At 75.9% G+C, this 22,232-nt stretch carries 19 protein-coding genes, 1 tRNA gene and 1 pseudogene; 14 read left to right on the top strand and 7 right to left on the bottom strand.

Annotation, left to right across the window (positions count from 1 at the left end; genetic code table 11):
• From MHY85_RS13540 to MHY85_RS13525, 4 genes and pseudogenes are all read right to left on the bottom strand, one after another.
• Positions 1 to 660, bottom strand: a pseudogene (locus MHY85_RS13540) (hypothetical protein); the annotation flags it as partial.
• Between the two features lie 169 nt (positions 661 to 829).
• On the bottom strand, positions 830 to 1,714 hold the full coding sequence (locus tag MHY85_RS13535) for a type II CAAX prenyl endopeptidase Rce1 family protein (RefSeq protein ID WP_374233651.1): 885 nt from the start codon (positions 1,712 to 1,714) through the stop codon (positions 830 to 832).
• Between the two features lie 50 nt (positions 1,715 to 1,764).
• Positions 1,765 to 2,289 (bottom strand): YcxB family protein, encoded by a 525-nt coding sequence (locus MHY85_RS13530; RefSeq protein WP_239197114.1) that lies wholly within the window; start codon positions 2,287 to 2,289, stop codon positions 1,765 to 1,767.
• 153 nt (positions 2,290 to 2,442) lie between these two features.
• On the bottom strand, positions 2,443 to 3,690 hold the full coding sequence (locus tag MHY85_RS13525) for a sugar MFS transporter (RefSeq protein WP_239197112.1): 1,248 nt from the start codon (positions 3,688 to 3,690) through the stop codon (positions 2,443 to 2,445).
• A 245-nt stretch (positions 3,691 to 3,935) separates the two neighbouring features.
• Here MHY85_RS13525 and MHY85_RS13520 point away from each other — a divergent pair, with 245 nt between their 5' ends.
• Together MHY85_RS13520 and MHY85_RS13515 are read left to right on the top strand one after the other, a co-directional pair.
• On the top strand, positions 3,936 to 4,238 hold the full coding sequence (locus tag MHY85_RS13520) for a hypothetical protein (protein WP_239197110.1): 303 nt from the start codon (positions 3,936 to 3,938) through the stop codon (positions 4,236 to 4,238).
• Between the two features lie 50 nt (positions 4,239 to 4,288).
• Positions 4,289 to 5,275 carry a Gfo/Idh/MocA family protein gene (locus tag MHY85_RS13515; RefSeq protein WP_239197120.1) on the top strand — a complete coding sequence of 329 codons (987 nt, stop codon included), beginning with the start codon at positions 4,289 to 4,291 and terminating at the stop codon, positions 5,273 to 5,275.
• A gap of 61 nt (positions 5,276 to 5,336) precedes the next feature.
• Here MHY85_RS13515 and MHY85_RS13510 read toward each other — a convergent pair.
• Positions 5,337 to 5,412, bottom strand: a tRNA-Arg gene (locus tag MHY85_RS13510).
• Between the two features lie 59 nt (positions 5,413 to 5,471).
• Complete coding sequence (locus tag MHY85_RS13505; RefSeq protein WP_239197108.1) at positions 5,472 to 6,125, bottom strand: FadR/GntR family transcriptional regulator; 654 nt, start codon at positions 6,123 to 6,125, stop codon at positions 5,472 to 5,474.
• A 106-nt stretch (positions 6,126 to 6,231) separates the two neighbouring features.
• Between MHY85_RS13505 and MHY85_RS13500 the strand changes: the two genes are divergently transcribed.
• The 7 genes from MHY85_RS13500 to rho all read left to right on the top strand — a co-directional run bounded on the left by MHY85_RS13500 (position 6,232) and on the right by rho (position 16,628).
• Positions 6,232 to 7,503, top strand: a complete 1,272-nt coding sequence (locus MHY85_RS13500) for an MFS transporter (protein WP_239197106.1) — start codon at positions 6,232 to 6,234, stop codon at positions 7,501 to 7,503.
• Between the two features lie 43 nt (positions 7,504 to 7,546).
• Positions 7,547 to 9,226 (top strand): arginine--tRNA ligase, encoded by a 1,680-nt coding sequence (gene argS / locus MHY85_RS13495; protein WP_239197104.1) that lies wholly within the window; start codon positions 7,547 to 7,549, stop codon positions 9,224 to 9,226.
• Positions 9,223 to 10,614 (top strand): diaminopimelate decarboxylase, encoded by a 1,392-nt coding sequence (lysA, locus tag MHY85_RS13490; protein WP_239197102.1) that lies wholly within the window; start codon positions 9,223 to 9,225, stop codon positions 10,612 to 10,614. The genes argS and lysA overlap by 4 nt, the downstream gene beginning before the upstream one ends.
• A 294-nt stretch (positions 10,615 to 10,908) precedes the next feature.
• The gene (locus tag MHY85_RS13485; RefSeq protein WP_239197118.1) at positions 10,909 to 12,231 is read left to right on the top strand and encodes a homoserine dehydrogenase; all 1,323 of its coding nucleotides are present in this window, start codon (positions 10,909 to 10,911) and stop codon (positions 12,229 to 12,231) included.
• Complete coding sequence (gene thrC / locus MHY85_RS13480; RefSeq protein ID WP_239197100.1) at positions 12,231 to 13,322, top strand: threonine synthase; 1,092 nt, start codon at positions 12,231 to 12,233, stop codon at positions 13,320 to 13,322. Before MHY85_RS13485 ends, thrC begins: the two co-directional genes overlap by 1 nt.
• Before the next feature lie 8 nt (positions 13,323 to 13,330).
• Positions 13,331 to 14,284: a homoserine kinase gene (gene thrB / locus MHY85_RS13475; protein WP_239197098.1), complete on the top strand. Its 954-nt coding sequence runs from the start codon at positions 13,331 to 13,333 to the stop codon at positions 14,282 to 14,284.
• A gap of 241 nt (positions 14,285 to 14,525) precedes the next feature.
• On the top strand, positions 14,526 to 16,628 hold the full coding sequence (gene rho, locus MHY85_RS13470) for a transcription termination factor Rho (RefSeq protein ID WP_239197096.1): 2,103 nt from the start codon (positions 14,526 to 14,528) through the stop codon (positions 16,626 to 16,628).
• 94 nt (positions 16,629 to 16,722) lie between these two features.
• Here rho and MHY85_RS13465 read toward each other — a convergent pair whose 3' ends face one another.
• Positions 16,723 to 17,886, bottom strand: coding sequence for a glycosyltransferase family 4 protein (locus tag MHY85_RS13465; RefSeq protein WP_239197094.1), 1,164 nt, complete (start codon positions 17,884 to 17,886; stop codon positions 16,723 to 16,725).
• 243 nt (positions 17,887 to 18,129) lie between these two features.
• Here MHY85_RS13465 and rpmE point away from each other — a divergent pair, with 243 nt between their 5' ends.
• From rpmE to MHY85_RS13440, 5 genes are all read left to right on the top strand, one after another.
• Positions 18,130 to 18,345, top strand: a complete 216-nt coding sequence (gene rpmE, locus MHY85_RS13460; RefSeq protein WP_239197092.1) for a 50S ribosomal protein L31 — start codon at positions 18,130 to 18,132, stop codon at positions 18,343 to 18,345.
• 149 nt (positions 18,346 to 18,494) lie between these two features.
• Positions 18,495 to 19,586, top strand: a complete 1,092-nt coding sequence (prfA, locus tag MHY85_RS13455) for a peptide chain release factor 1 (RefSeq protein WP_239197090.1) — start codon at positions 18,495 to 18,497, stop codon at positions 19,584 to 19,586.
• A 50-nt stretch (positions 19,587 to 19,636) separates the two neighbouring features.
• Entirely contained in the window at positions 19,637 to 20,560 is a 924-nt protein-coding gene (prmC, locus tag MHY85_RS13450; RefSeq protein ID WP_239197116.1) for a peptide chain release factor N(5)-glutamine methyltransferase, read from the top strand.
• Positions 20,557 to 21,216 carry an L-threonylcarbamoyladenylate synthase gene (locus tag MHY85_RS13445; protein ID WP_239197088.1) on the top strand — a complete coding sequence of 220 codons (660 nt, stop codon included), beginning with the start codon at positions 20,557 to 20,559 and terminating at the stop codon, positions 21,214 to 21,216. Before prmC ends, MHY85_RS13445 begins: the two co-directional genes overlap by 4 nt.
• A partial coding sequence (locus tag MHY85_RS13440) for an MraY family glycosyltransferase (RefSeq protein ID WP_239197086.1) occupies positions 21,213 to 22,232 on the top strand: 1,020 nt, incomplete at its 3' end. The genes MHY85_RS13445 and MHY85_RS13440, both read left to right, overlap by 4 nt.

The following is a 22,232-nucleotide window of genomic DNA, read 5'->3' as shown; positions in this document are numbered from 1 at the left end:
GGCGATCCGGACCTCGCGGGCGACGCGTTGCTCGAGCTGCCGGCGGGAGCACTGGGCGGCGTCGGGCAGGACCGCGTCCTCCACGGCGTGCGCGGCCTCGTAGGGCAGGTCGATCAGCCCGGCGGCCAACACCTCGGCCTTGCCGGCGTCGATGTGCCCGACCTCCAGCGCCTGGCGGGTGGCGGCGAGCATCCCGTCGAGGGTCAGTGCCCGGTGCACGGCCTTGTTCGCGGTCATCAGCGACCACCCGAGGCGCATGGCGAGTTCGTCCCCGGCGACGCACCCCTGGGTGGGTGGGGCACCGGCCAGCGGTGACCACTGCGGGCTCATCTCCGGCCGGTTGGCCAGTTCGGCGACGGCGTCGAGCATCGCGGCGTGCTGGTGGGCCTCCATCCGCGCCCGCGCCGCGACCACCTCCACGAGGATCGCCGGGGCGAGAACCGTGAGGTCTAACTCGCGCAACCAGGCGTCCAGCACCGGCCCGGGTGGGCAGGCGGCGATCGCCTCGACCTCCCGTTGCTCGCCCGTCCTGGGCGACCCGCCGAACGCCACCACCGGGTCCGGGCCGTAGTCGGTCAGGCACGTCCCGTCAGGCCCGTAGACCGGCAGCACCGGGTCGGCGAGCGTGTCGCCTCCGGGGTGTTCCTGCAGGTCAGCCATGCAAGAACGCTACCGGCCACCACCGACACCACCCCGGACCACAGGCCCCAGCCTGGGGACCGTGCACGCGACCTGGCCTGTGGAGGAGTCGGTGCCCGCCGGCCGGGCGGGCGCCCGCCCGGTGCCGTCGTCCGCGTGGCCTGCAGCGCCCCGGCGGGCGCGCCCGCGGTCAGTCCGGGGCGGTGAGGAAGACGTCGGCCAGCTCCGGGTGGTGCGCGTGCACGAGGACGCCGAACACCACGAGGTCGAACAGCAGGTGCACGGCGACGACGTACGACAGGGACGTGCTGCGCGCGAAGATCCACCCCTGCACGAGGGCGAAGGGCGCGGTGAGCAGCGGCCCCCACTCGCGGTAGCCGAGCTCCCACAGGAACGACACGAAGACCACGGACTGCAGGACGTTCGCGGTCCACAGCCCGAGGTGCTGCCGCAAGAGCGCGAAGACGGTGCAGATGAAGAACAGCTCGTCCCAGATGCCCACCGCGTTGACGCCGACGAACAGGCGCGCGATGTCCTGGCCGCCGTCGAGGTCGGGCCAGTTCCGGTAGGCGCCGGAGCCGATGAAGTAGAAGGGCAGGACCAGGTACCCGATCACGACGACGGCGCCGAGGTAGATCCACTGCCAGCGGGCCCAGCGTCGCCCGGTGGCGACGGGGAACCGGATCGTCCGCTGCCGGAACAGGTACCGCGAGAGCACCCACGGGACGAGGACGGCGAGGGACAGGGCGACGGTGAACCGCGCCATGCCGGCGTCGGACAGGTCGGCCTTCAGCGAGATGGCGGAGACGATGGCCATGCCGGTGCCGATGAGGGCGAGGTCGCGGCCGAACGCGCGGTCGACGACGAGGCCGAGCGCGACGCCCGCGAGGAGGGGGACGTAGCCGAGGGGCCGGAGGTGCACGGCGAAGATCAGGACGGCGGCGCCGCAGACCAGCGCGGCCGCGAGCAACCTCGCCGGCGAGCCGATGTCCCACGGTCCGCGTCCGGCGGCCGCGGCGGCACCGGGCGCGGCGCTCGGCGGTGTCGCGGGCGTGGCCGCGGCGGAGGGGGTCACGTCGGCACCCTGTCACGGGCGGCCGGTCCCGGCCACGCGAGCGGTCCGGCTCAGCGCACGCGGACGGGCTCGCCGAGCTCGGCGGTGAGGACGGCGCGCAGCGCCCGGGCGTCGTCGGGCTCGGCGGCACGTCGGGGGAGGGGGAGGACGGACGTGCGCCGGCCCCGCGGCAGGGTGAGGAGGTACAGGTGCTCGGTCTCGAGGACACCCGTGAACGCGGACCACCGGAACGTCGAGGAGACGTCGCCGATCGTCAGGGTGACGCCGGAGCCGGGCGCGACCCGGGCGGTGTGCCGGACGTGCTGTCGGGGATCCCGCCGCCAGGCCAGGCGCGCCGCGAGACGGTGCACCGGGAGCAGGACGAGCGCCGCCGTGACGGCGACGACCGGCAGCCACGAGAGGACGGGCTGCCCCAGGGCCCAGACCCCGGCGGCGACACCCAGGCCGCCGACGAGGAGGGCCGCGGTCCGCCGTCCGCGGCGCAGCCGCATCAGCGCCCGGAGCGCCTCGGCGAGCTCGGCCCGCTCGGGGCGCCACTCCAGCGTCAGGGTCGGCGGGGCGGCGGCACCGGTCACGGGTCCTCCTCCTGCTCGGCGGCGGGCACCGCTCCTGCGCGAGTGTGCCCGTGGTCGGCGGCGCGGCGTGGTCGAACGATCCCGGATCACCCGGACGGCCTCGCCCGGACGGGCCGGGAGGTCGCCTCGCGAGCCGACTGCGCCGGGCCGACGTCAGGCCGCGACCGGCTCCACCGCCGGCCGCGCGGCCCGGAACCGCACGACGGTCAGGCAGAACGCCACCGGGATCGCCGCGCACAGCAGCAGCGCGGGCCGCAGCCCGGTGCCGCCGTCGCCGGGCAGCGCGGCGGCGACCGGCGCGAGCCACCCGTCGGCCGCCCCGGCAGCGGCGCCCGCGGCCCACGGGCCGAGGGTGCCCCCGGCGTCACCGGCGAGCGCGAGCAGGGCGAACATGGCCGCGCCGCCCATCGGGAACCGCGCGGCGGTGAGGGAGAAGGTGCCGGGCCAGAGCAGGGCGACGCACAGGCCGCACAGGGCGCAGGCGAGCAGGCTGACGGCGGGGACGGCGACGGTCGCGGCCACGACGTAGCAGACGCCGGCGCCGGCCGACGACACCATGAGCAGGACCCGCAGCGAGACCCGTCGCCCCCAGATGCCGTAGGCGAACCGCCCCGCGCCCATGAGCAGCGCGAACAGGCCCGGCCCGAGCAGGTCGCCGACCTGCTTGCTCACGCCGGTGCCCTGCTCGGCGAAGAACGACGACCACTGGGCCATGGTCAGCTCGGCGGCGCCGCCGGTCATCATGAGCACGAGCGCGGCGAGGAACAGCGGGGTGCCCAGCAGCGAGCGCAGCGGCGTCCGGTCCTCCTCGGCGACGGTGTCGGGCAGGGGCACGCGGAGGAACGCGACCAGGTTGACGAGCGGGACGACCGCCCACAGGACGGGCAGCACGGGCCAGAGCCGCTCGCCGAGGACGGCGAGCAGGGCGGTGGTGCCGACGACGACGGCGAGCTGTCCCCAGCAGTAGAACGAGTGCAGCAGGGCCATGCCGGCGGCCTTGGACTCGGTCGGCGTGGGCAGGTGCTCGACGACGGGGCTGACGAGGACCTCGAGCAGCCCGCCGCCGACGGCGTACACGACGACGGCCGCGCACAGCCCGGCGAACGGGTCCGGGGTGACGAGCGGCAGGACGGCGAGCAGGACGAGGCCGAGGGCGGCGAGCACGTGCGCGAGCACGAGCGGCACGCGGTAGCCCACCCGGTCGACGACGCGCATGACGGCGAGGTCGGTGAGCAGCTGGACGCCGAAGTTGAGGGCGGCGAGGGCGCCGAGCTGGGCGACCGGGATGTCGAGCCGCGTGTGGAAGACGACGAAGAGCAGCGGGGCCAGGTTGTTCACGATCGCCTGGACGACGTAGGCGGCGTAGCTGGCGCGCTTCGTCGCGGCGTAGGCGGGGGGCACGGGTGCGGGTCCTCCGGGAGCGGTGCGGTCGGCGACCGGTGCGGCGCCGCCCCGGCAGCCTACGGGCGCGCGGCTGGTCGGCACCGCCACGGCCGGCGCGACCGGGCGCCGGTCCCGACCACAGCGCCCGGTCGAGCAGGTGGGGCAACTCCTCACGAATGCCCTGGTGGTGGCCGATCGGGAGGACGGTCGGCATGCGCTTCCCCTGCGCGTCCGCCGGCATCGCCCTCCCGGAAGGACTCCCTGTGCTGCGACCGACCCGGATCCTGCTGCGCGACGGCGGGAGCCGCGCCCTGCTGCGCGCGGTCGACCTGCGCGGCCACACGGTCCGCATCGAAGGCACCGGGGGGAGCCTGCGCGTGGAGGACGCGACGACGGAGACGCTGCTGGTCGACGCGCCGATGGCCCGGCTGGAGCTGATCGACGGCGAGTCGATCCACTACGAGGGCGCCGGGCGGGTGCTCGACCAGCGGGAGCTGCGGCACCTGCGGATCACCCTGGAGTTCGCGGAGCCGGCGACGCGGTCGCTCCCGCGCGCCCCGCGCTGACCCGGGGCCCGTCCGGACCGCCCCCGGGCCCGGGGGATGATCTCCGGGTGATGCGTCTCGGGGTCGTCGGTGCGGGTGCCATGGTGGCGGAGTTCCTGGAGCGCGCGGCGCCGCGCGTCCCGGGCCTGGAGGTCGCGGGGCTGCTCGCGCGGCCGCGGTCGCTCGACCGCGCCCGGGAGCTCGCCGTGCGCACGGGCGTGCCGCTCGTGACGGACAGCCTGGACGAGCTCTGCGCCGCCGGGATCGACACCCTGTACGTCGCGGTGCCGAACGCCGCACACGTCGCCTACGCCCGCGAGGGCCTGGAGCGCGGCCTGCACGTCGTCGTCGAGAAGCCCATGACGAGCACCGTCGACGAGGCGGTGGCGCTGCGCCGGCTCGCCGAGGAGCGCGGTCGGTTCCTGTTCGAGGCGGTCACGACGATCCACCTGGCCGCGTTCGCCCGGGTGCGGGCGTGGCTGCCGCGCATCGGCGACGTGAAGCTGGTGCAGAGCCAGTACAGCCAGTACTCGCGGCGCTACGACGCGTTCCGGGCGGGGGAGGTGCCCCCGGCGTTCGACCCGGAGCAGTCGGGCGGCGCGCTGATGGACCTGGGGCTCTACAACCTGCACTTCGTGCTCGGCCTGTTCGGCGAGCCGGAGCAGGCCGCGTACACGGCCAACGTCGAGCGGGGCGTCGACACCAGCGGTGTGCTGGTCCTGCGCTACCCGGGGTTCGTCGCGACCTGCACGCAGGCGAAGGACTCCGCGGGGCCGCAGGGCGGGCTGATCCAGGGCACCGCCGGCCGGATCACGACGTCGTCGTCGCCGAACGTGGTCGGGGCGGTGACGCTCGAGCTGGCCGACGGGACGGTGGAGACGGTGGACGACGGCCTGGCGGGGGACCGGCTCGTGACGGAGTTCCGGGCGTTCGTCCGGGCCGTCGAGGAGGACGACCGGGCCGCGGCCTCCGGCTGGCTCGACCGCAGCGTCGCGGTCAGCCGGGTGCAGACGGCGGCGCGGCTGGCGGCGGGGATCCGGTTCCCGGCGGACGGCTGACCCGGCCGCCCGGCCCGGGGACGACGGAGGCCCGGTCCCCGAGGGGGCCGGGCCTGCGTGCTGGTGCCCTCGATAGGATTCGAACCTACGACCTTCTGCTCCGGAGGCAGACGCTCTATCCACTGAGCTACGAGGGCGGGGTACCGCGTCGCGCCACCCGCGATCGAGCGGCGCGGTGCACGAGACTACCAGGCTCTCAGTCCTCCCCGAGCAGCCCGGAGAGGTAGACGCTGGTCTCCGCCACCGCGCGCGCGTCGTCGCCGGCCGCGATGGCCTCGACGAGCCCGTCGTGGTTGTCGCCGTCCTGCAGGACCTGCGCGAAGTTGAACCGGATGTTGTCCGTGATCGCGTCGATCAGGTTCTCGTAGAGCGACAGCAGCACGGGGTTGCGCGCGGCGCGGGCGATCGCGCGGTGCAGCGCCAGGTCGGCGGCGACCATCCGGTCGAGGGCGCCCGACCGGTAGGCCTCGGCGCGCTGGTCGCGCAGGCCGGTGATGGTCGCGACGTCGGTGGTGGTGCGGCGGCGGGCGGCGAGGCGGGCGGCCTCGACCTCGAGGCTGCGCCGGACCTCGATGACGTCCCGCTGCCGGGCGTCGGCGATCTGGCGGCCCATGCTGACGGCGAGCTCGGAGGTGGACAGCACGTAGGTGCCCGAGCCCTGCCGACGCTCGACGAGGCCGGCGTGCACGAGCGACTGCACGGCCTCGCGGACGGTGTTGCGGCCGACGCCGAGCAGCTCGACCAGCGCGGGCTCCGGGGGGATGCGGGTGCCGACCGGCCAGTCGCCCGAGGTGATGCGCGCTCGGAGCTGCGCCACCGTCGCGTCGATGAGTCCGGTGCGTCGCGTCATGCGGGGTAGTCTCCCTGGTCAGTTGTGCCGCGATTCAACACGACCGGGGCACCCGTCCGCCAGCGCCCGCCGACGCGCGCAGTCTCCCGTGCAGAACCGAGGCCGCATGTCGTCCACCGCCCCGTCCGCCGGACCCGCCGCGCCCTGGCGCGGTCGCCGCGTGGTGCTGCTCGGGGTGGTGCTGGTCGCGCTGAACCTGCGGATCGCGGTCGCCTCCGTGTCGCCGATCCTCGACCTGGTGCGCGCGGACGTGGCGCTGTCGCCGACCGAGGCGGGCCTGCTCGGCACGATCCCGGTGGCGTCGTTCGCGGCGTTCGGCTCGCTCACGCCGGTGCTGGCGCGCCGGGTCGGGCTGGAGCCGCTGCTGGTCGCGGCGATGCTGCTGTCGGTCTCGGGCGAGGTCGTGCGGTCCACGTCGACGTCCGCGGCGGGGTTCCTCGGCTGGTCGGTGATCGCGCTCGCCGGCATGGGGATGGGCAACGTCCTGCTGCCGCCCGTCGTGAAGCGGTACTTCCCGGACCGGATCGGCGTGGTGACGTCGATCTACTCGGTGACGATGTCGTTCAGCACGGCGCTGCCGGCGCTGCTGGCGCTGCCGGTCGCCGAGCGGCTGGGCTGGCGGACGGCGCTGTCGGTGTGGGCGGTCGTCGGCGTGCTGGCGGCGGTGCCGTGGGTCGTGGTGATCGTCCGGTCCGCGGCGGCGCGGGCGCACCTGTCCGGCCTGCTGCGCCGGGCGCCGGCGACGACGCCCGCGCTGACGTCACGGCACCGGTCGGGCGGCCGGGTGTGGCGCAGCCCGCTCGCGTGGGGCATGGCGATCACGTTCGCGATGAACTCGCTCGACTCGTACGTGATGTTCGCCTGGCTGCCGCAGATCCTGGTCGACGGCGGGACGTCGCCGCACGCGGCCGGGGTGTGGCTGTCGGTGTTCGCGATCCTCGGCCTGCCGCCCGCGCTGATCGCGCCGATCGCCGCGTCCCGGATGCGGAACCCGATCGGGCTCGTGGTCGTGTTCGTGACCTGCTGGGCGGTGTCGTACGTCGGGCTGCTCGTGGCGCCGGGCGGGCCGGTGTGGCTGTGGGTGCTGCTCGGCGGGATCGGGCCGGGCGCGTTCCCGGTGCTGCTGGCGCTGATCAACCTGCGCACCCGCACCTCGGCGGGGGCGGCGTCGCTGTCCGGGTTCACGCAGGGGGTCGGGTACGCGATCGCGGGGACCGGGCCGCTGCTGGTCGGCGCGCTGTACGACGCCACGGGGACGTGGACGGTCGCGCTGCTGTTCCTGCTGGGGACGCTGGTCGTGTTGCTGGGCGCGGCGACCGTGGCGTGCCGGCCGGTCATGCTGGAGGACACCTGGGGCCCGCGGGCGGCGGCGGCCTGACGCGCGGTGCGGGGCAGCCCCGGCGCGTCGCTACGCTTGTCCGGTGACCCCCGCTGAGCTCTCCGAGTCCCTGCGCGCCGCCCTCGCGGGTGCCGTCGCCGACGGGACCTTCGCCCTGGACGCCGCCGACCTGCCCGCCACCGTGCACGTGGAGCGACCCCGCCAGCGGGAGCACGGCGACTGGGCGACCAACGTGGCGCTGCAGCTGGCGAAGAAGGCGGGCACGAACCCGCGCGCCTTCGCCGACGAGCTCGCGCGCCGCCTCGCGGACGCGCCGGGTGTGGCGAAGGTCGACGTCGCCGGCCCCGGCTTCCTCAACATCACGCTCGACGCGGCCGCCGCGGGCGAGCTCGCGCGCTCCGTCGTCGACGCCGGCGCCGCCTACGGCCGCAACGCGACGCTGGCCGGCGAGTCGATCAACCTCGAGTTCGTCTCCGCGAACCCGACGGGCCCGATCCACATCGGCGGCGTGCGCTGGGCCGCCGTCGGCGACAGCCTGGCCCGCGTGCTCGAGGCGTCCGGCGCCCGGGTCGGCCGGGAGTACTACTTCAACGACCACGGCGCGCAGATCGACCGGTTCGCCCGCTCGCTGCTCGCCCGCGCGAAGGGCGAGGAGGCGCCGGAGGACGGCTACGGCGGCCAGTACATCGCCGACATCGCCGACGCCGTGATCGCCCAGGCGCTCGCCGCCGGGGAGCCCGACCCCCGCACGCTGCCCGACGCCGAGGCGCAGGAGGCGTTCCGCGCGCGGGGCGTCGACCTCATGTTCGGCGAGATCAAGCAGTCGCTGCACGAGTTCGGCGTCGACTTCGACGTCTACTTCCACGAGGACACGCTGCACGAGACCGGCGCGGTCGACCGCGCCGTGGCCCGGCTGCGCGAGAACGGGCACATCTTCGAGGCGGACGGCGCCACCTGGCTGCGCACCACGGACTTCGGCGACGACAAGGACCGGGTGATCATCAAGTCCGACGGGGACGCCGCGTACATCGCGGGCGACCTGGCGTACTACCTGGACAAGCGCGAGCGCGGCTTCGACCGCGTCATCATCATGCTCGGTGCGGACCACCACGGGTACATCGGCCGGATGATGGCGATGTGCGCCGCGTTCGGCGACACCCCGGGGGTCAACCTCGAGATCCTCATCGGGCAGATGGTCAACCTGGTGAAGGACGGCCAGCCGGTGCGGATGAGCAAGCGCGCCGGCACGGTCGTCACGCTCGAGGACCTGGTCGAGGCCGTCGGCGTGGACGCGGCGCGCTACTCGCTGGCGCGGTCGTCGGCCGACTCCTCGATCGACCTGGACCTCGACCTGCTCACGCGGGCGACGAACGAGAACCCGGTCTACTACGTGCAGTACGCGCACGCCCGCACCTGCTCGGTGGCCCGCAACGCCGCCGACGCCGGCGTGCGCCGCGAGGACGGCTTCGACGCGTCGCTGCTGGACCACGCGACCGAGTCGGTGCTGCTCGGCAAGATCGCCGAGCTGCCGCGGATCGTCGCGCAGGCCGCGGAGCTGCGCGAGCCGCACCGCGTCGCCCGGTACCTGGAGGAGCTCGCCGGGGCGTACCACAAGTGGTACGACCAGCGCCGCGTGCTGCCGTTCGGCGACGAGGACGTGTCCGACGTGCACCGCACCCGCCTGTGGCTGAACGACGCCACCCGCCAGGTGCTCGCGAACGGCCTGGCGATGCTGGGCGTGAGCGCGCCGGAGCGCATGTGACCGGCGGCCCGTCCGCCGCGCCGGCCCCGCTCGGCCTGCCCTGGCCCGCCTCCGCGGGCCGGGGCGCCGACGGGGCCGTGCGCGTCGCGGGGGTGGACCTGCGCGACCTCGCCGCCGAGCAGGGCACGCCGGCGTACGTGCTGGACGAGGCCGACTTCCGGGCGCGCGCCCGGGCGCTGCGGACCGCGTTCGAGTCCGCCTTCGCCGAGGTGGGCGCCGGCGTGGACGTGTACTACGCCGGCAAGGCGTTCCTGTCCGTCGCCGTCGCCCGCTGGGCGCACGAGGAGGGCCTGCGGGTCGACACCTCGACCGGCGGCGAGCTCGCCGTCGCGCTGCGGGCCGGCGTGCCGGGCGCGGACCTCGGCCTGCACGGGAACAACAAGTCCGACGCCGAGATCGCCCGGGCGCTCGACGCCGGGGTGGGGCGGATCATCGTCGACTCGCTCGGCGAGGTCGAGCGGGTGGCCGCGGCCGTCCGGGCGCGCGGGGCCGGCGCCGAGCCGGCGTCCGTGATGGTCCGGGTCACCACCGGCGTGCACGCAGGTGGCCACGAGTACATCTCCACCGCGCACGAGGACCAGAAGTTCGGCCTGTCGGTCGCGACGCCCGCCGACGGCGGCGACAGCCCGGCACGCACGGCGCTGCAGCTCGTGCTGCGCCACCCCGAGCTGCGGCTGCTCGGCATCCACTCGCACATCGGCTCCCAGATCCTCGACCCGGCGGGGTTCGCGGTCGCGGCGCAGTCGGTGCTCGGGCTGCGGGCCGACCTGGCCGCGCGCACCGGGTACCTGGTGCCGGAGGTCGACCTCGGCGGGGGGTTCGGCATCGCCTACCTGCCCGGCGAGGTGCCGCTCGACGTCGACCGGATCGCGAAGGAGATCGCCGCGGCGGTCGACGCGACCTGCGCCGCGCTCGGCACGCCGCTGCCGCGGCTGTCGTTCGAGCCGGGCCGGGCGATCGTCGGACCGACGACGCTGACCCTGTACACGGTGGGCACCGTCAAGCCGGTGTCGCTCGACGAGGGCCGGTCGCGGCTGTACGTCTCCGTCGACGGCGGGATGAGCGACAACATCCGGCCCGCCCTGTACGGCGCGCACTACCACGCGGCCGTCGTGTCCCGGGAGGGTGCCGCCGAGACGGTGCTCGCGCGCGTGGTCGGCAAGCACTGCGAGAGCGGTGACATCGTCGTGCACGAGGTGCAGCTGCCGGCCGACGTGGCGGCGGGCGACCTGCTCGCGGTCGCCGCGACGGGGGCCTACGGGCGGTCGATGGCCTCGAACTACAACCACGTGCCGCGGCCGCCCGTGGTCGCCGTGCGCGACGGGGCGACGCGGGTGCTGGTGCGGCGCGAGACCGAGGACGACCTGCTGGCGCTCGACCTGGGCTGAGCCGTGCCCGCAGTCCCCGCCGTGCCCGCCCTGCCCGCAGTCCCCGCGGGCAGCGCTGGGTAGGTGGCCGGGCGTCGGTTGATGTCGCGGGCCGCCACGCCCACGGTGTGGATACCCGGCCGCCCGCCGAGGGCGCGCCCCTATCCTGTGGTCCGGTCGGGCGCCGCTGCGCCGGACCCCACCCCAGCAGGCCCGGAGCAGACCGGGCGTGATCGGAAGGTGCACGCGGTGACCGCACGCGACGAGTCCGTCAGCCCCACCTCGCCCGCCACGGGCGCGACCGCCCGCCCCGCGGTGCGCGTCGCGCTGCTCGGCTGCGGGGTCGTCGGCACGGAGGTCGTCCGGCTGCTCACGACGCAGGCGTCCGACCTCGCCGCGCGGGTCGGGGCGCCGCTGGAGCTCGTCGGGGTGGCCGTGCGCGACGTCGAGGCGCCCCGCGACCCGGTGGTCGACCGGGCGCTGCTCACCGCGGACGCCGAGGGCCTGGTCGCGAAGGCCGACGTCGTCGTCGAGGTCGTCGGCGGCATCGAGCCGGCGCGCGGGCTGCTCCTCCGCGCGATCGAGCACGGCGCGGCGGTGGTCACGGCCAACAAGGCCCTGCTGGCCGAGGACGGCCCGACGCTCTACCAGGCCGCCGACGCCGCGGGTGTCGACCTGTACTTCGAGGCCGCCGTCGCCGGCGCGATCCCGCTGGTGCGCCCCGTGCGCGAGTCGCTCACGGGCGACCGGGTGCACCGCGTGCTCGGCATCGTGAACGGCACGACCAACTACGTGCTGGACCGCATGGCGACCGAGGGCCTCGACCTGGCGGACGCCGTGGCCGAGGCGCAGGCGCTGGGCTACGCCGAGGCCGACCCGACCGCCGACGTCGAGGGCTTCGACGCCGCCGCGAAGGCCGCGATCCTCGCGTCGCTCGCGTTCCACACCCGGGTGTCGATCGACGACGTCGACCGCCAGGGGATCATGCAGGTGACCGCGGACGACGTGGCGTGGGCCGCGCGCACCGGCCACGTCATCAAGCTGCTGGCGATCGCGGACCGCCGGGCGACCGCGGACGGCGCCGAGGGCGTGCAGGTGCGGGTGCACCCGGCGCTGGTGCCGCTGAGCCACCCGCTGGCGGGCGTGCGCGGCGCCTTCAACGCGGTGTTCGTCGAGGCCGAGGCCGCCGGCGAGCTCATGTTCTACGGCCGCGGCGCGGGCGGCGCCCCGACGGCGAGCGCCGTGCTCGGCGACGTCGTGTCGGCCGCCCGGCACCGGGTGCACGGCGGGCGCGGGCCGGCCGAGTCCTGGTACGCGGCCCTGCCGGTGCTGCCCGCCGAGTCGGCGCGCACGCGGTACCAGGTGCGGCTCGACGTCGACGACCGGCCGGGCGTGCTCGCGCACGTCTCGGCGGTCCTCGCCGAGCACGGCGTGTCGATCGAGGCCGTGCGGCAGTCACCCGCCGACGCCGCGCCCGCCGACGCGACCGGCGCCGGCGACGACGCACCCGGTGTCGCCCGCCTGGTCATCACCACGCACGAGGCGCCGGAGGCCGCGCTCGCGGCGACGGTCGCCGCGATCCGCGACCTCGGCTCCGTCCGCGAGGTCGTCTCCGTCCTGCGAGTCGAGGGAGCCTGATGGCCCACCAGTGGCGCGGCGTGATCCGCGAGTACGCCGACCGCCTGCCCGCGCACGTCCAGCAGCGCGTGGTCACCCTCGGCGAGGGCGGCACGCCGCTCGTCGAGGCGCCCGCGCTGTCGCGGCTGACCGGCGCCGAGGTGTTCGTCAAGGTCGAGGGGATGAACCCGACCGGCTCGTTCAAGGACCGCGGCATGACGACGGCGATGTCCGCCGCCGCCGGGCGCGGCGCCAGGGCCGTCGTCTGCGCGTCCACCGGCAACACCTCCGCCTCGGCCGCCGCGTACGCCACGGCCGCGGGCATGGTGTGCGCCGTCCTGGTGCCGGACGGCAAGATCGCGATGGGCAAGCTCAGCCAGGCGGTCGCGCACGGCGCCACGCTCCTCCAGGTCGACGGCAACTTCGACGACTGCCTGGTCGCCGCGCGCAAGCTCGCCGAGGCGTACCCGGTCGAGCTGGTGAACTCGGTGAACCCGGACCGCATCGAGGGCCAGAAGACCGGTGCGTTCGAGATCGTCGACGCCCTCGGCGACGCCCCCGACATCCACGCGCTGCCCGTCGGCAACGCCGGCAACATCACCGCGTACTGGAAGGGCTTCCGCGAGTACGCGGGCCTGGACGCCGGCTCCGACCTGGACCCGGTCGCCACGCACACCCCGGCGATGTGGGGCTTCCAGGCGGCCGGTGCGGCCCCGATCGTGCACGGCTACCCGATCACCGAGCCCGAGACGATCGCGACGGCGATCCGGATCGGCAACCCGGCGTCCTGGACGCAGGCCGAGGCCGCGCGCGACCTGTCGGGCGGGCTGATCGAGGCCGTGACGGACGACGAGATCCTGCACGCGCACCGCGTGCTGTCCGCGGAGGTCGGCGTGTTCGTCGAGCCGGCGTCCGCCGCCGGCGTCGCGGGGATCCTGCGCCTCGCCCAGGAGGGTCGCGTGCCCGCCGGGGCCCGCGTCGTCGTGACCGTCACCGGCCACGGCCTGAAGGACCCGCAGTGGGCGCTCCGCACGGCCGACGGCACGGAGGTCGAGACCACCCGGGTCCGCCCGGACGTGGTCGAGATCGCCACCGCGCTCGGCCTCGGCTGAGACCCGCCGTGCGACTGGGAGCCGACCGGGCGCGGGTGCGCGTCCCGGCGACGAGCGCGAACCTCGGCCCGGGCTTCGACGCCCTGGGCCTCGCGCTGGCGCTGCACGACGAGGTCGAGGTGCGCGCGCTCGGTGCGGCCGACGTGGTCGTGGACGTCGTGGGGGAGGGTGCGCAGGAGGTGCCGTCCGGCGACGACCACCTGGTCGTCCGCGCCCTGCGGCACGCGCTCGACCACGTCGGTGCGCCGCAGACCGGGCTGCACCTGACCTGCCGGAACCGGATCCCGCACGGGCGGGGCCTCGGGTCGTCGGCGGGGGCGGTGGTCGCGGGGCTGCTCGCGGCGCGGGCGCTGGTCGCCGAGCCGGAGTCGCTGGACGACGACGTGGTGCTGCGGCTGGCGACGGAGCTGGAGGGCCACCCGGACAACGCGGCGCCCGCGCTGCTGGGCGGCGCGACGGTGGCGTGGTCGGAGGGCGACGACGCCGTGCGCGCGGCACGGCTGGCCGTGCACCCGGACGTCGCGCCGGTCGCGGTGGTGCCGTCGAGCCGGCTGTCGACCTCGCACGCGCGCGGCGTGCTGCCGGCGCAGGTGCCGCACGGCGACTCCGCGTTCCAGGCGGGTCGCGCGGCGCTGCTGGTCGAGGCGCTCGGCCGCCGCCCGGACCTGCTGCAGCCGGCGACGGAGGACCGGCTGCACCAGGGCTACCGGCGCCCCGTGATGGCGGAGAGCCTGGCCCTCGTCGACGCGCTCCGCGCGCGGGACGTGGCGGCCGTCGTGTCGGGCGCGGGGCCGACCGTGCTCGTGCTCGCCCGCGCGGCCGGGGAGCCCGGCGCGGACGGCGGCCGGCCCACCGACGCGGACGCCGCGCTGCAGCAGGTCTTCGGCGGGGTGATGGGGGGCTGGCGGATCGTGCCGCTGGCGATCGACACCGACGGTGCCCAGGCCCGGAGACTGCCCTGATCGACGCGCCCCGGTGCTATGCTGGCGCCGTTCCCCGGGTCTCGTCCTGACATCCGCTCAGCCATTTTCCGGTGCAGCGTCGCTCAGGAGACGAGCCCGGGAGCGATCCAGCCCACGCGAGTCGACGCGATCGGCGTGACCCGTGCGGCTTCACCGACGCGCCGGACCCGACTGAGGGCCGGACGCGGACCGCGCGCCCCGACCGTGGGCGGCGGTCCCCGACGAGGGGGAAGGGTCCTTCGTGACAGACACCATCGAGCCGGCCGTGAGCAGCGCCTCCGGCGGCTCCGCCCGTGGTGGCGCCGTCTCCGCCATGCGCATGCCGGAGCTGCAGGCCCTGGCCGCCGAGCTCGGCGTGACCGGGACCTCCCGGATGCGCAAGAGCGACCTGGTGGACGCCATCCAGGCCAAGCGCGCCGGCGGCGGCGAGCGCCCCGCGGGCCGCACGCGCCGCGCGGCGACGCGGGACGCGGGCCGGGCCGACGCCGCGCCGGCCGCCGAGCCCACCGCGCCGGTCGCCGGCGCGGCCGCGAGCACCGCCCCGGCCGAGCATGCCGCGACCCCGGACGCCGACGCCGCGCCCCGCGGGCAGCGTCGCCGGTCCGTGCGCGCCGAGGCCGCCGCGCCCGAGGCGTCCGCCCCGGCCGCCGACGCGCCGGCCGAGGGCCGCGGCCGCGTCGTCGACGTGCTGGCCGGCCTCGAGGCCGTCGAGCGCTCGCTCGACTCCCGGCACCAGGCGGACGACCGCGCGGCGCGCGCGGCGGACGCGGTCGGCACCGTCACCGGCGAGCGCCGCTCCCGTCGCGCGGGCCGCGGCGCCGGCGCGCCCACCGTCGACGTGACGCTGCCCGAGGGCCCGACGTCCGGCGGCGACCGCGGCGAGCGGGGCGACCGTCCGGAGCGCGGCGAGCGCCGCGACCAGCAGCCCGACGGCCAGCGCCAGCGCCAGCAGCAGGACCAGCAGCGCCAGCCCGGCCAGGCGTCCGAGCAGGGCGCGCAGGACCCGGGCCAGGACGACGACGAGCGCGGCGGCCGCCGCCGGCGCTCGCGCGACCGGTACCGCGACCGCGACGGCCGCAAGCGCGGCCGCGGTCAGCGCGGCGGCGTGGGCGACCTGCCGTACGAGGAGGTGGAGATCGCCGAGGACGACGTCCTCGTCCCGGTCGCCGGCATCCTCGACGTGCTGGACTCCTACGCCTTCGTCCGCACCAGCGGCTACCTGCCCGGCCCGAACGACGTGTACCTGCCGCTCGCGCAGGTCCGCAAGGCCGGCCTGCGCCGCGGCGACGCCATCACCGGCGCCGTGCGCGCGCCCCGCGAGGGCGAGCAGCAGGGCCAGGGCGGCGCGGGCCGGCCGAACAAGGCCAACGCGCTCGTGCGGCTCGACACGGTCAACGGGATGGCGCCGGAGCAGGCGCGCACCCGCCCCGAGTTCACCAAGCTGACCCCGCTGTACCCGCAGGACCGGCTGCGTCTCGAGAACGAGTCGAACCACCTCACGCCGCGGGTCATCGACATCGTCGCCCCGATCGGCAAGGGCCAGCGCGGCCTGATCGTCGCGCCCCCGAAGGCCGGCAAGACGATCATCATGCAGCAGATCGCCAACGCGATCACCGCGAACAACCCCGAGGTCCACCTCATGGTCGTGCTCGTCGACGAGCGCCCCGAGGAGGTCACGGACATGGAGCGGACCGTGAAGGGCGAGGTCATCGCCTCGACCTTCGACCGCCCCGCCTCGGACCACACCATGGTCGCGGAGCTCGCGATCGAGCGCGCCAAGCGCCTGGTCGAGCTCGGCCAGGACGTGGTGGTGCTGCTGGACTCGCTGACCCGCCTGTCCCGCGCGTACAACCTGGCGGCCCCGGCCTCCGGGCGCATCCTGTCCGGCGGCGTGGACGCCTCGGCGCTCTACCCGCCGAAGCGGTTCTTCGGCGCCGCGCGCAACATCGAGCACGGCGGCTCGCTGACGATCCTCGCCTCGGCGCTGGTGGAGACCGGCTCCAAGATGGACGAGGTCATCTTCGAGGAGTTCAAGGGCACCGGGAACATGGAGCTCCGGCTCTCCCGGTCGCTCGCGGACAAGCGGATCTTCCCGGCGGTGGACGTCAACGCGTCCGGCACCCGCCGCGAGGAGATCCTCATCGCCCCGGACGAGCTCAAGATCATCTGGAAGCTCCGGCGGGTCATGGGCGCGCTGGACCAGCAGCAGGCGATCGAGCTGCTGCTCGGCAAGCTCCGCGAGACCAAGAGCAACGTCGAGTTCCTGCTCCAGGTGCAGAAGACGACCCCGGCCCAGAACGGCCACGGCCACCACGACGAGGCGCAGACCCGCGCGATCGTCTGACGCACCCACCCACGACGGGGCGGCACCCTCCCGGGGTTGCCGCCCCGTCGTGCGTCCCGGCGGGAGCGCGCGCGAGGGCGAGGGTGCGCGCGGGTCAGCGCGGGGCGCGGGCGCCCGCGCGGCGGGCGGCGATGGCCGCCTCGTACCAGGCGAGGGTCGTGGCCGTGATCTCGCCGGCCTCGAACCGCTGCGCCGCGGCGCGCTGCGGGGCTCGGGCCGCCGCGCGTGCCGCCGGGTCGTCGACCCACCGGGCGAGGGTGCGGGCGAACGCCGCGGTGTCCCGGGGGTCGACGAGCTGGTCCTCCAGGCCCGCCATCGGCGTGCGGTAGCCGGGGTTGTCGCCGGCGAGCACGACGCCGCCGGCGTCGGCCAGGGCCTCGACCACGGACATGCCGAAGCTCTCGCCGCCGGTGGACGGCAGGACGACGACGTCCGCCCCGGCGAGGAGGGCGGCCTTGTCCTCCTCGGCGACGAAGCCGGGGAAGTCGACCCGGTCGGCGATCCCGGCGGCGCGGGCCCGCTCGCGCAGGTCCTCCAGGAGCGGACCCCGGCCGGCGAGGGTGAGCGTCCACGGGCGGGTGGCCGGCATCGCGGCGACGGCGGCGAGCAGCTCGCGCGGGCCCTTGCGCTCGACCAGCCGGCCGAGGAACACGATCCGCACGGGGCGGTCGGACTCGTCGGCCGCCGCTGCGTCGCGCGCCGGTGCCTCCGGCGCCGTCCCGCCGGACAGCTCCACGGGCCCGCCCATGACCGGCACGTCGTCCCGCCCGAAGCCCTCGCGCACCGACTCCCGTGCCGCCTCGGACAGCGCGCTGATCGCGTCGAACCGCCGCAGCCGCCGCCGTTCGAGCAGGCCGAGCGCCCGGATGCCCCACCGGGTCGGCCGGTCCTGCGGGTAGATGACGAACTGCCCGACGACGGCGGTGCGCGGCGGGGCCGCGGAGACGACGCGCCCGGCGAGCAGCGGGCTGTACGGCATGGTGACGTGCAGGACGTCGAACGGGACCTCGGCGAGCAGCCGGCGGACGTCCGCGCGCCGGGCGGGGAGCGGGCTGCGCAGCCGGTTGCCGTTGAACCGCACGGCGACGGTGCGCCCCAGCACGTGCAGGTGCGGCAGGTCGGTGCGCGCGGTCGTGGAGGTGAGGTAGTGCACCTCGTGGCCGAGGGCGGCGAGCCGGCGGCCGAGGGTCAGCACGATCTGCTGCACCCCGTCCGGCTTGTCGAGGCCGTCGTCGATCACCAGGCCGATGCGGAGCATGCGCGCCATCGTAGGGGCGCGGCTCAGGACGGCTCGTGCACCCCGTCGGCGACCAGGTGCGGACAGGGTCAGCGGGGCGCGTCGCGCGCTCATCGGCCCCGACGCCGGGTCGGCCCCGGCGGGCTCGCGCCCCGGGGAAGATTTCCGCCCCGCCCGCTGTTCTGGCAGACTGTCCCGTCGGTCTGCGGTTCACGTGCGCGGCTCGCGCGCACGACCCGGAGGCCCTACCCGAGGAGAACACCTGTGAAGAACGACATCCACCCCGAGTACGTGGTGACCCAGGTGACCTGCACCTGTGGCAACACGTTCACCACGCGCTCCACCGAGACCTCCGGCGAGATCCGCGCCGACGTCTGCAGCGCCTGCCACCCGTTCTACACGGGCAAGCAGAAGATCCTCGACACCGGTGGCCGCGTGGCCCGGTTCGAGGCGCGCTACGGCAAGCGCTCGGCGAACTAGCCGTCCTGACGCCGGTGCGCGGCGGTCCCCCGAGGACCGCCGGGCACCGGCGTCTTCGCATGTCAGGGGACGGGTCCGCCGCCCCCGCAGGCCGCCGGGCGACCGGCGACGCCACGCGCCGCGGCGCCCACCCCCCAGGAGAACCCGCGATGACCGACCCGTTCGCGGCCGCCCGCCCGCTGCTCGACGAGCACGCGCGGATCGAGCAGCAGCTCGCCGACCCGGCGGTGCACGCCGACCAGGCGCTGGCGCGCACCCTCGGCCGGCGGTACGCCGAGCTCGGCCGGGTCGCGCAGGCGCACGGCGCGTGGCGGGCGGCGGCGGAGGACCTCGCGGACGCCCGCGAGCTCGCGCAGGACGACGCCGCGTTCGCCGCCGAGCTGCCGGCGCTGGCCGAGGCCGAGGAGCAGGCGGCGGAGAAGCTGCGCCGGGTGCTGGTGCCGCGCGACCCGGACGACGCCCGCGACGTGATCCTGGAGATCAAGGCGGGGGAGGGCGGCGAGGAGTCGGCGCTGTTCGCCGGCGACCTGCTGCGGATGTACCTGCGGTACGCCGAGCGCCGGGGGTGGAAGGCCGAGACGCTCGAGTCGACCGAGTCCGACCTGGGCGGGTACAAGGACGTGCAGGTCGCGATCAAGGCGCGCGGCGCGGTCACCGACCCGGCCGACGGCGTCTGGGCGAGCCTGAAGTACGAGGGCGGCGTGCACCGCGTGCAGCGGGTGCCGGTCACCGAGTCGCAGGGCCGCATCCACACGTCGGCGGCCGGCGTGCTGGTCTTCCCCGAGGTGGAGGACGAGGGCGAGGTCGAGATCGACCCGAACGACCTGCGGATCGACGTGTACCGGTCGTCGGGGCCCGGCGGGCAGTCGGTGAACACGACCGACTCGGCGGTGCGGATCACCCACCTGCCGACGGGCATCGTGGTGTCGATGCAGAACGAGAAGTCGCAGCTGCAGAACCGCGAGCAGGCCATGCGCGTCCTGCGCGCCCGGCTGCTGGCGGCCCGCCAGGAGGAGGCGGCGGCCGCGGCGAGCGAGGCCCGGCGGTCGCAGGTGCGGACGGTGGACCGCTCGGAGCGGATCCGGACGTACAACTACCCGGAGAACCGGATCGCCGACCACCGCACCGGGTACAAGGCGTACAACCTGGACGCGGTGCTCGACGGCGACCTGGGCCCGGTCGTGCAGTCGGCGGTCGACGCCGACGAGGCCGCCCGGCTGGCCGCCGCGGGGGAGCGGTGACCGCCCCGGGCGCGCCCGGCGCCCCCGCGCAGGCCCCCGGCGCGCCCACCATGCGCGCCCTGGTCGAGGCCGCCACCCGCGTGCTGGCCGAGGCCGGCGTCGGGTCGCCCCGGCACGACGCGACCGCGCTCGCCGCGCACGCGCTCGGCCTGCCGCGGCTCGACCTCGTGCTGGCCCCGCCGGTGCCGGACGGATTCACCGAGGAGTTCGCCGGGCTGGTCGACCGGCGCCGGCGCCGGGAGCCCCTGCAGCACATCGTCGGGTCGACGGTGTTCCGCTACCTCACCCTGCGCGTCGAGCCCGGCGTGTTCGTGCCCCGGCCGGAGACGGAGACGGTCGCGCAGGTCGGGATCGACGAGGCCGCGCGCCTCGCCACCGAGGGCCGGGCCCCGGTCGTCGTGGACCTGTGCTGCGGCGCGGGCGGCATCGCCCTGTCGCTGGCGACCGAGGTCCCCGAGGCGCGGGTGGCCGCGGTGGACGCGTCCCCGGCCGCCGTGGCGCTGACCCGCGCGAACGGCGAGCGGGTCGGCGCGGCGGGGGTCCGGGTGGAGCTCGGCGACGTCCGCGATGCGGCGCTGCTGGCGGACCTCGACGGCGCGGTCGACGTCGTCGTGTCGAACCCGCCGTACATCCCGCCGGACGCGGTGCCCGTCGACCCGGAGGTCCGCGACCACGACCCCGACCTCGCGCTGTACGGCGGCGGCGTGGACGGCCTGGAGGTGCCGCGCGCGGTGCTGGCCGCCGCGGCCCGGCTGCTGGTGCCCGGCGGGCTGCTGGTGATGGAGCACGCCGAGGTGCAGGACGCCGCCGCCCGGGCGGCCGCGGAGGCGACCGGCGCGTTCGAGGCGGTCGCGTCCCGCCCGGACCTGACCGGCCGGCCCCGGATGCTCGTGGCCCGCCGCCGCGCCGGCACCCCCGCCGCCAGCGAGCCGCGTCCGGACGCCCAGCCGGGCGTGGGAGACTCGCAGCCGTGACTGCCGACGCCGTGCTGGACGCCACCGACCCCGCGACCTGGGGCCCCGCCCTCGACGCCGCCGTGCACACCGTCTCCCGCGGCGGCCTCGTCGTGCTGCCGACGGACACGGTGTACGGGATCGGCGCCGACGCCTTCACGCCTGCGGCGGTCGCCGCGCTGCTCGCCGCGAAGGGCCGCGGCCGCCAGATGCCGCCGCCGGTGCTGATGCCGGACGCGCGCACGATGGACGGCCTCGCGATGGGCGTGCCGGCCGCGGCGCGCGACCTCGCGGAGGCGTTCTGGCCGGGCGGGCTGACGATCATCCTGGTCGCGCAGCCGTCGCTCGCCTGGGACCTGGGCGAGACGCACGGCACGGTCGCGCTGCGGGTGCCCGACCACCCGGTCGCGCTCGCGCTGCTCGGCCGCACCGGCCCGATGGCGGTGTCCAGCGCGAACCGCACCGGCCAGCCGTCGGCGCTCGAGGTCGGCGAGGCCTACGAGCAGCTCGGCGACCGGGTGCAGACCTACCTGGACGGCGGCCGCACCCCGGGCCAGGTCGCCTCGACGATCGTGGACGCCACCGGCGACGAGCTGCGCGTCGTCCGGCAGGGCGCCATCTCCCTGGAGCGCCTCCGCGAGGTCGCCCCCGTCCAGGCGGGTGACGCCGGCCGGTGAGGGCGTACCTCCTGCTCCTGCTGATCGCCGCGGCGGCGACGTACGTGCTGACGCCGCTGGCGCGGTGGTGCGCGCTCCGCTGGGGCGCGATCACGGCCGTGCGGAGCAGGGACGTGCACTCCATCCCCACGCCGCGCCTCGGCGGGCTGGCGATGTGGGCCGGGATCATGGTCGGCCTGCTGATGGCGAGCCAGCTGCCGTTCCTCGGCGACGTCTTCGACCGGCCGGAGCCGATCATCGGCATCGCCGCCGCCGCCACGATCGTGTGCGCCCTGGGCGTGGCCGACGACATCTGGGACCTGGACTGGATGACGAAGCTGGTGGGCCAGGTGCTCGCCGCGTTCGTGATGGCGTCCATGGGCGTGCAGCTCTACCAGCTCCCGATCGACGGCGTGGTGCTCGGCTCGGACCGGATCTGGCTCGGGCTGACGGTGCTGGTGGTCGTCGTCGCGATGAACGCCGTCAACTTCGTCGACGGGCTGGACGGGCTCGCCGCCGGGCTGATCGCGATCGGCGGCGCCGGGTTCTTCCTGTACTCCTACCAGCTCACGCGCGAGGCGAGCCCGGGGGACTACTCGAACCTCGCGACCCTCGTCGTCGCGCTGCTGGTCGGGGCGTGCCTGGGCTTCCTGCCCCACAACTTCAACCCGGCGCGGATCTTCATGGGCGACTCCGGCTCCATGCTGATCGGCCTGGTCATCGCCGCGGCGGGCATCCAGGTGACCGGGCAGATCGACCCGGCGATCGCCTCCACCCGGCAGTCGTTCCCGGCGTTCCTGCCGATCCTGCTGCCGCTGGCGGTGCTGCTGCTGCCGCTGCTCGACATGGGGCTGGCCGTGATCCGCCGGGTGGGGTCCGGGAAGTCGCCGTTCCACCCGGACCGGATGCACCTGCACCACCGGATGCTGGCGCTGGGCCACTCGCACCGGCGCGCGGTGATCATCCTGTACGTGTGGACCTTCGTGTTCACCGGCGCCGCGGTCGCGCTGGTGTGGTTCTCCACCACGGCGGTGCTG

Source organism: Cellulomonas sp. ACRRI (assembly GCF_022346185.1).
In the GTDB taxonomy this organism is placed as follows: Bacteria; Actinomycetota; Actinomycetes; order Actinomycetales; family Cellulomonadaceae; genus Cellulomonas.
The sequence above is the reverse complement of the archived record's forward strand: the minus strand, read 5'-3'. Positions and strand labels throughout refer to the sequence as shown.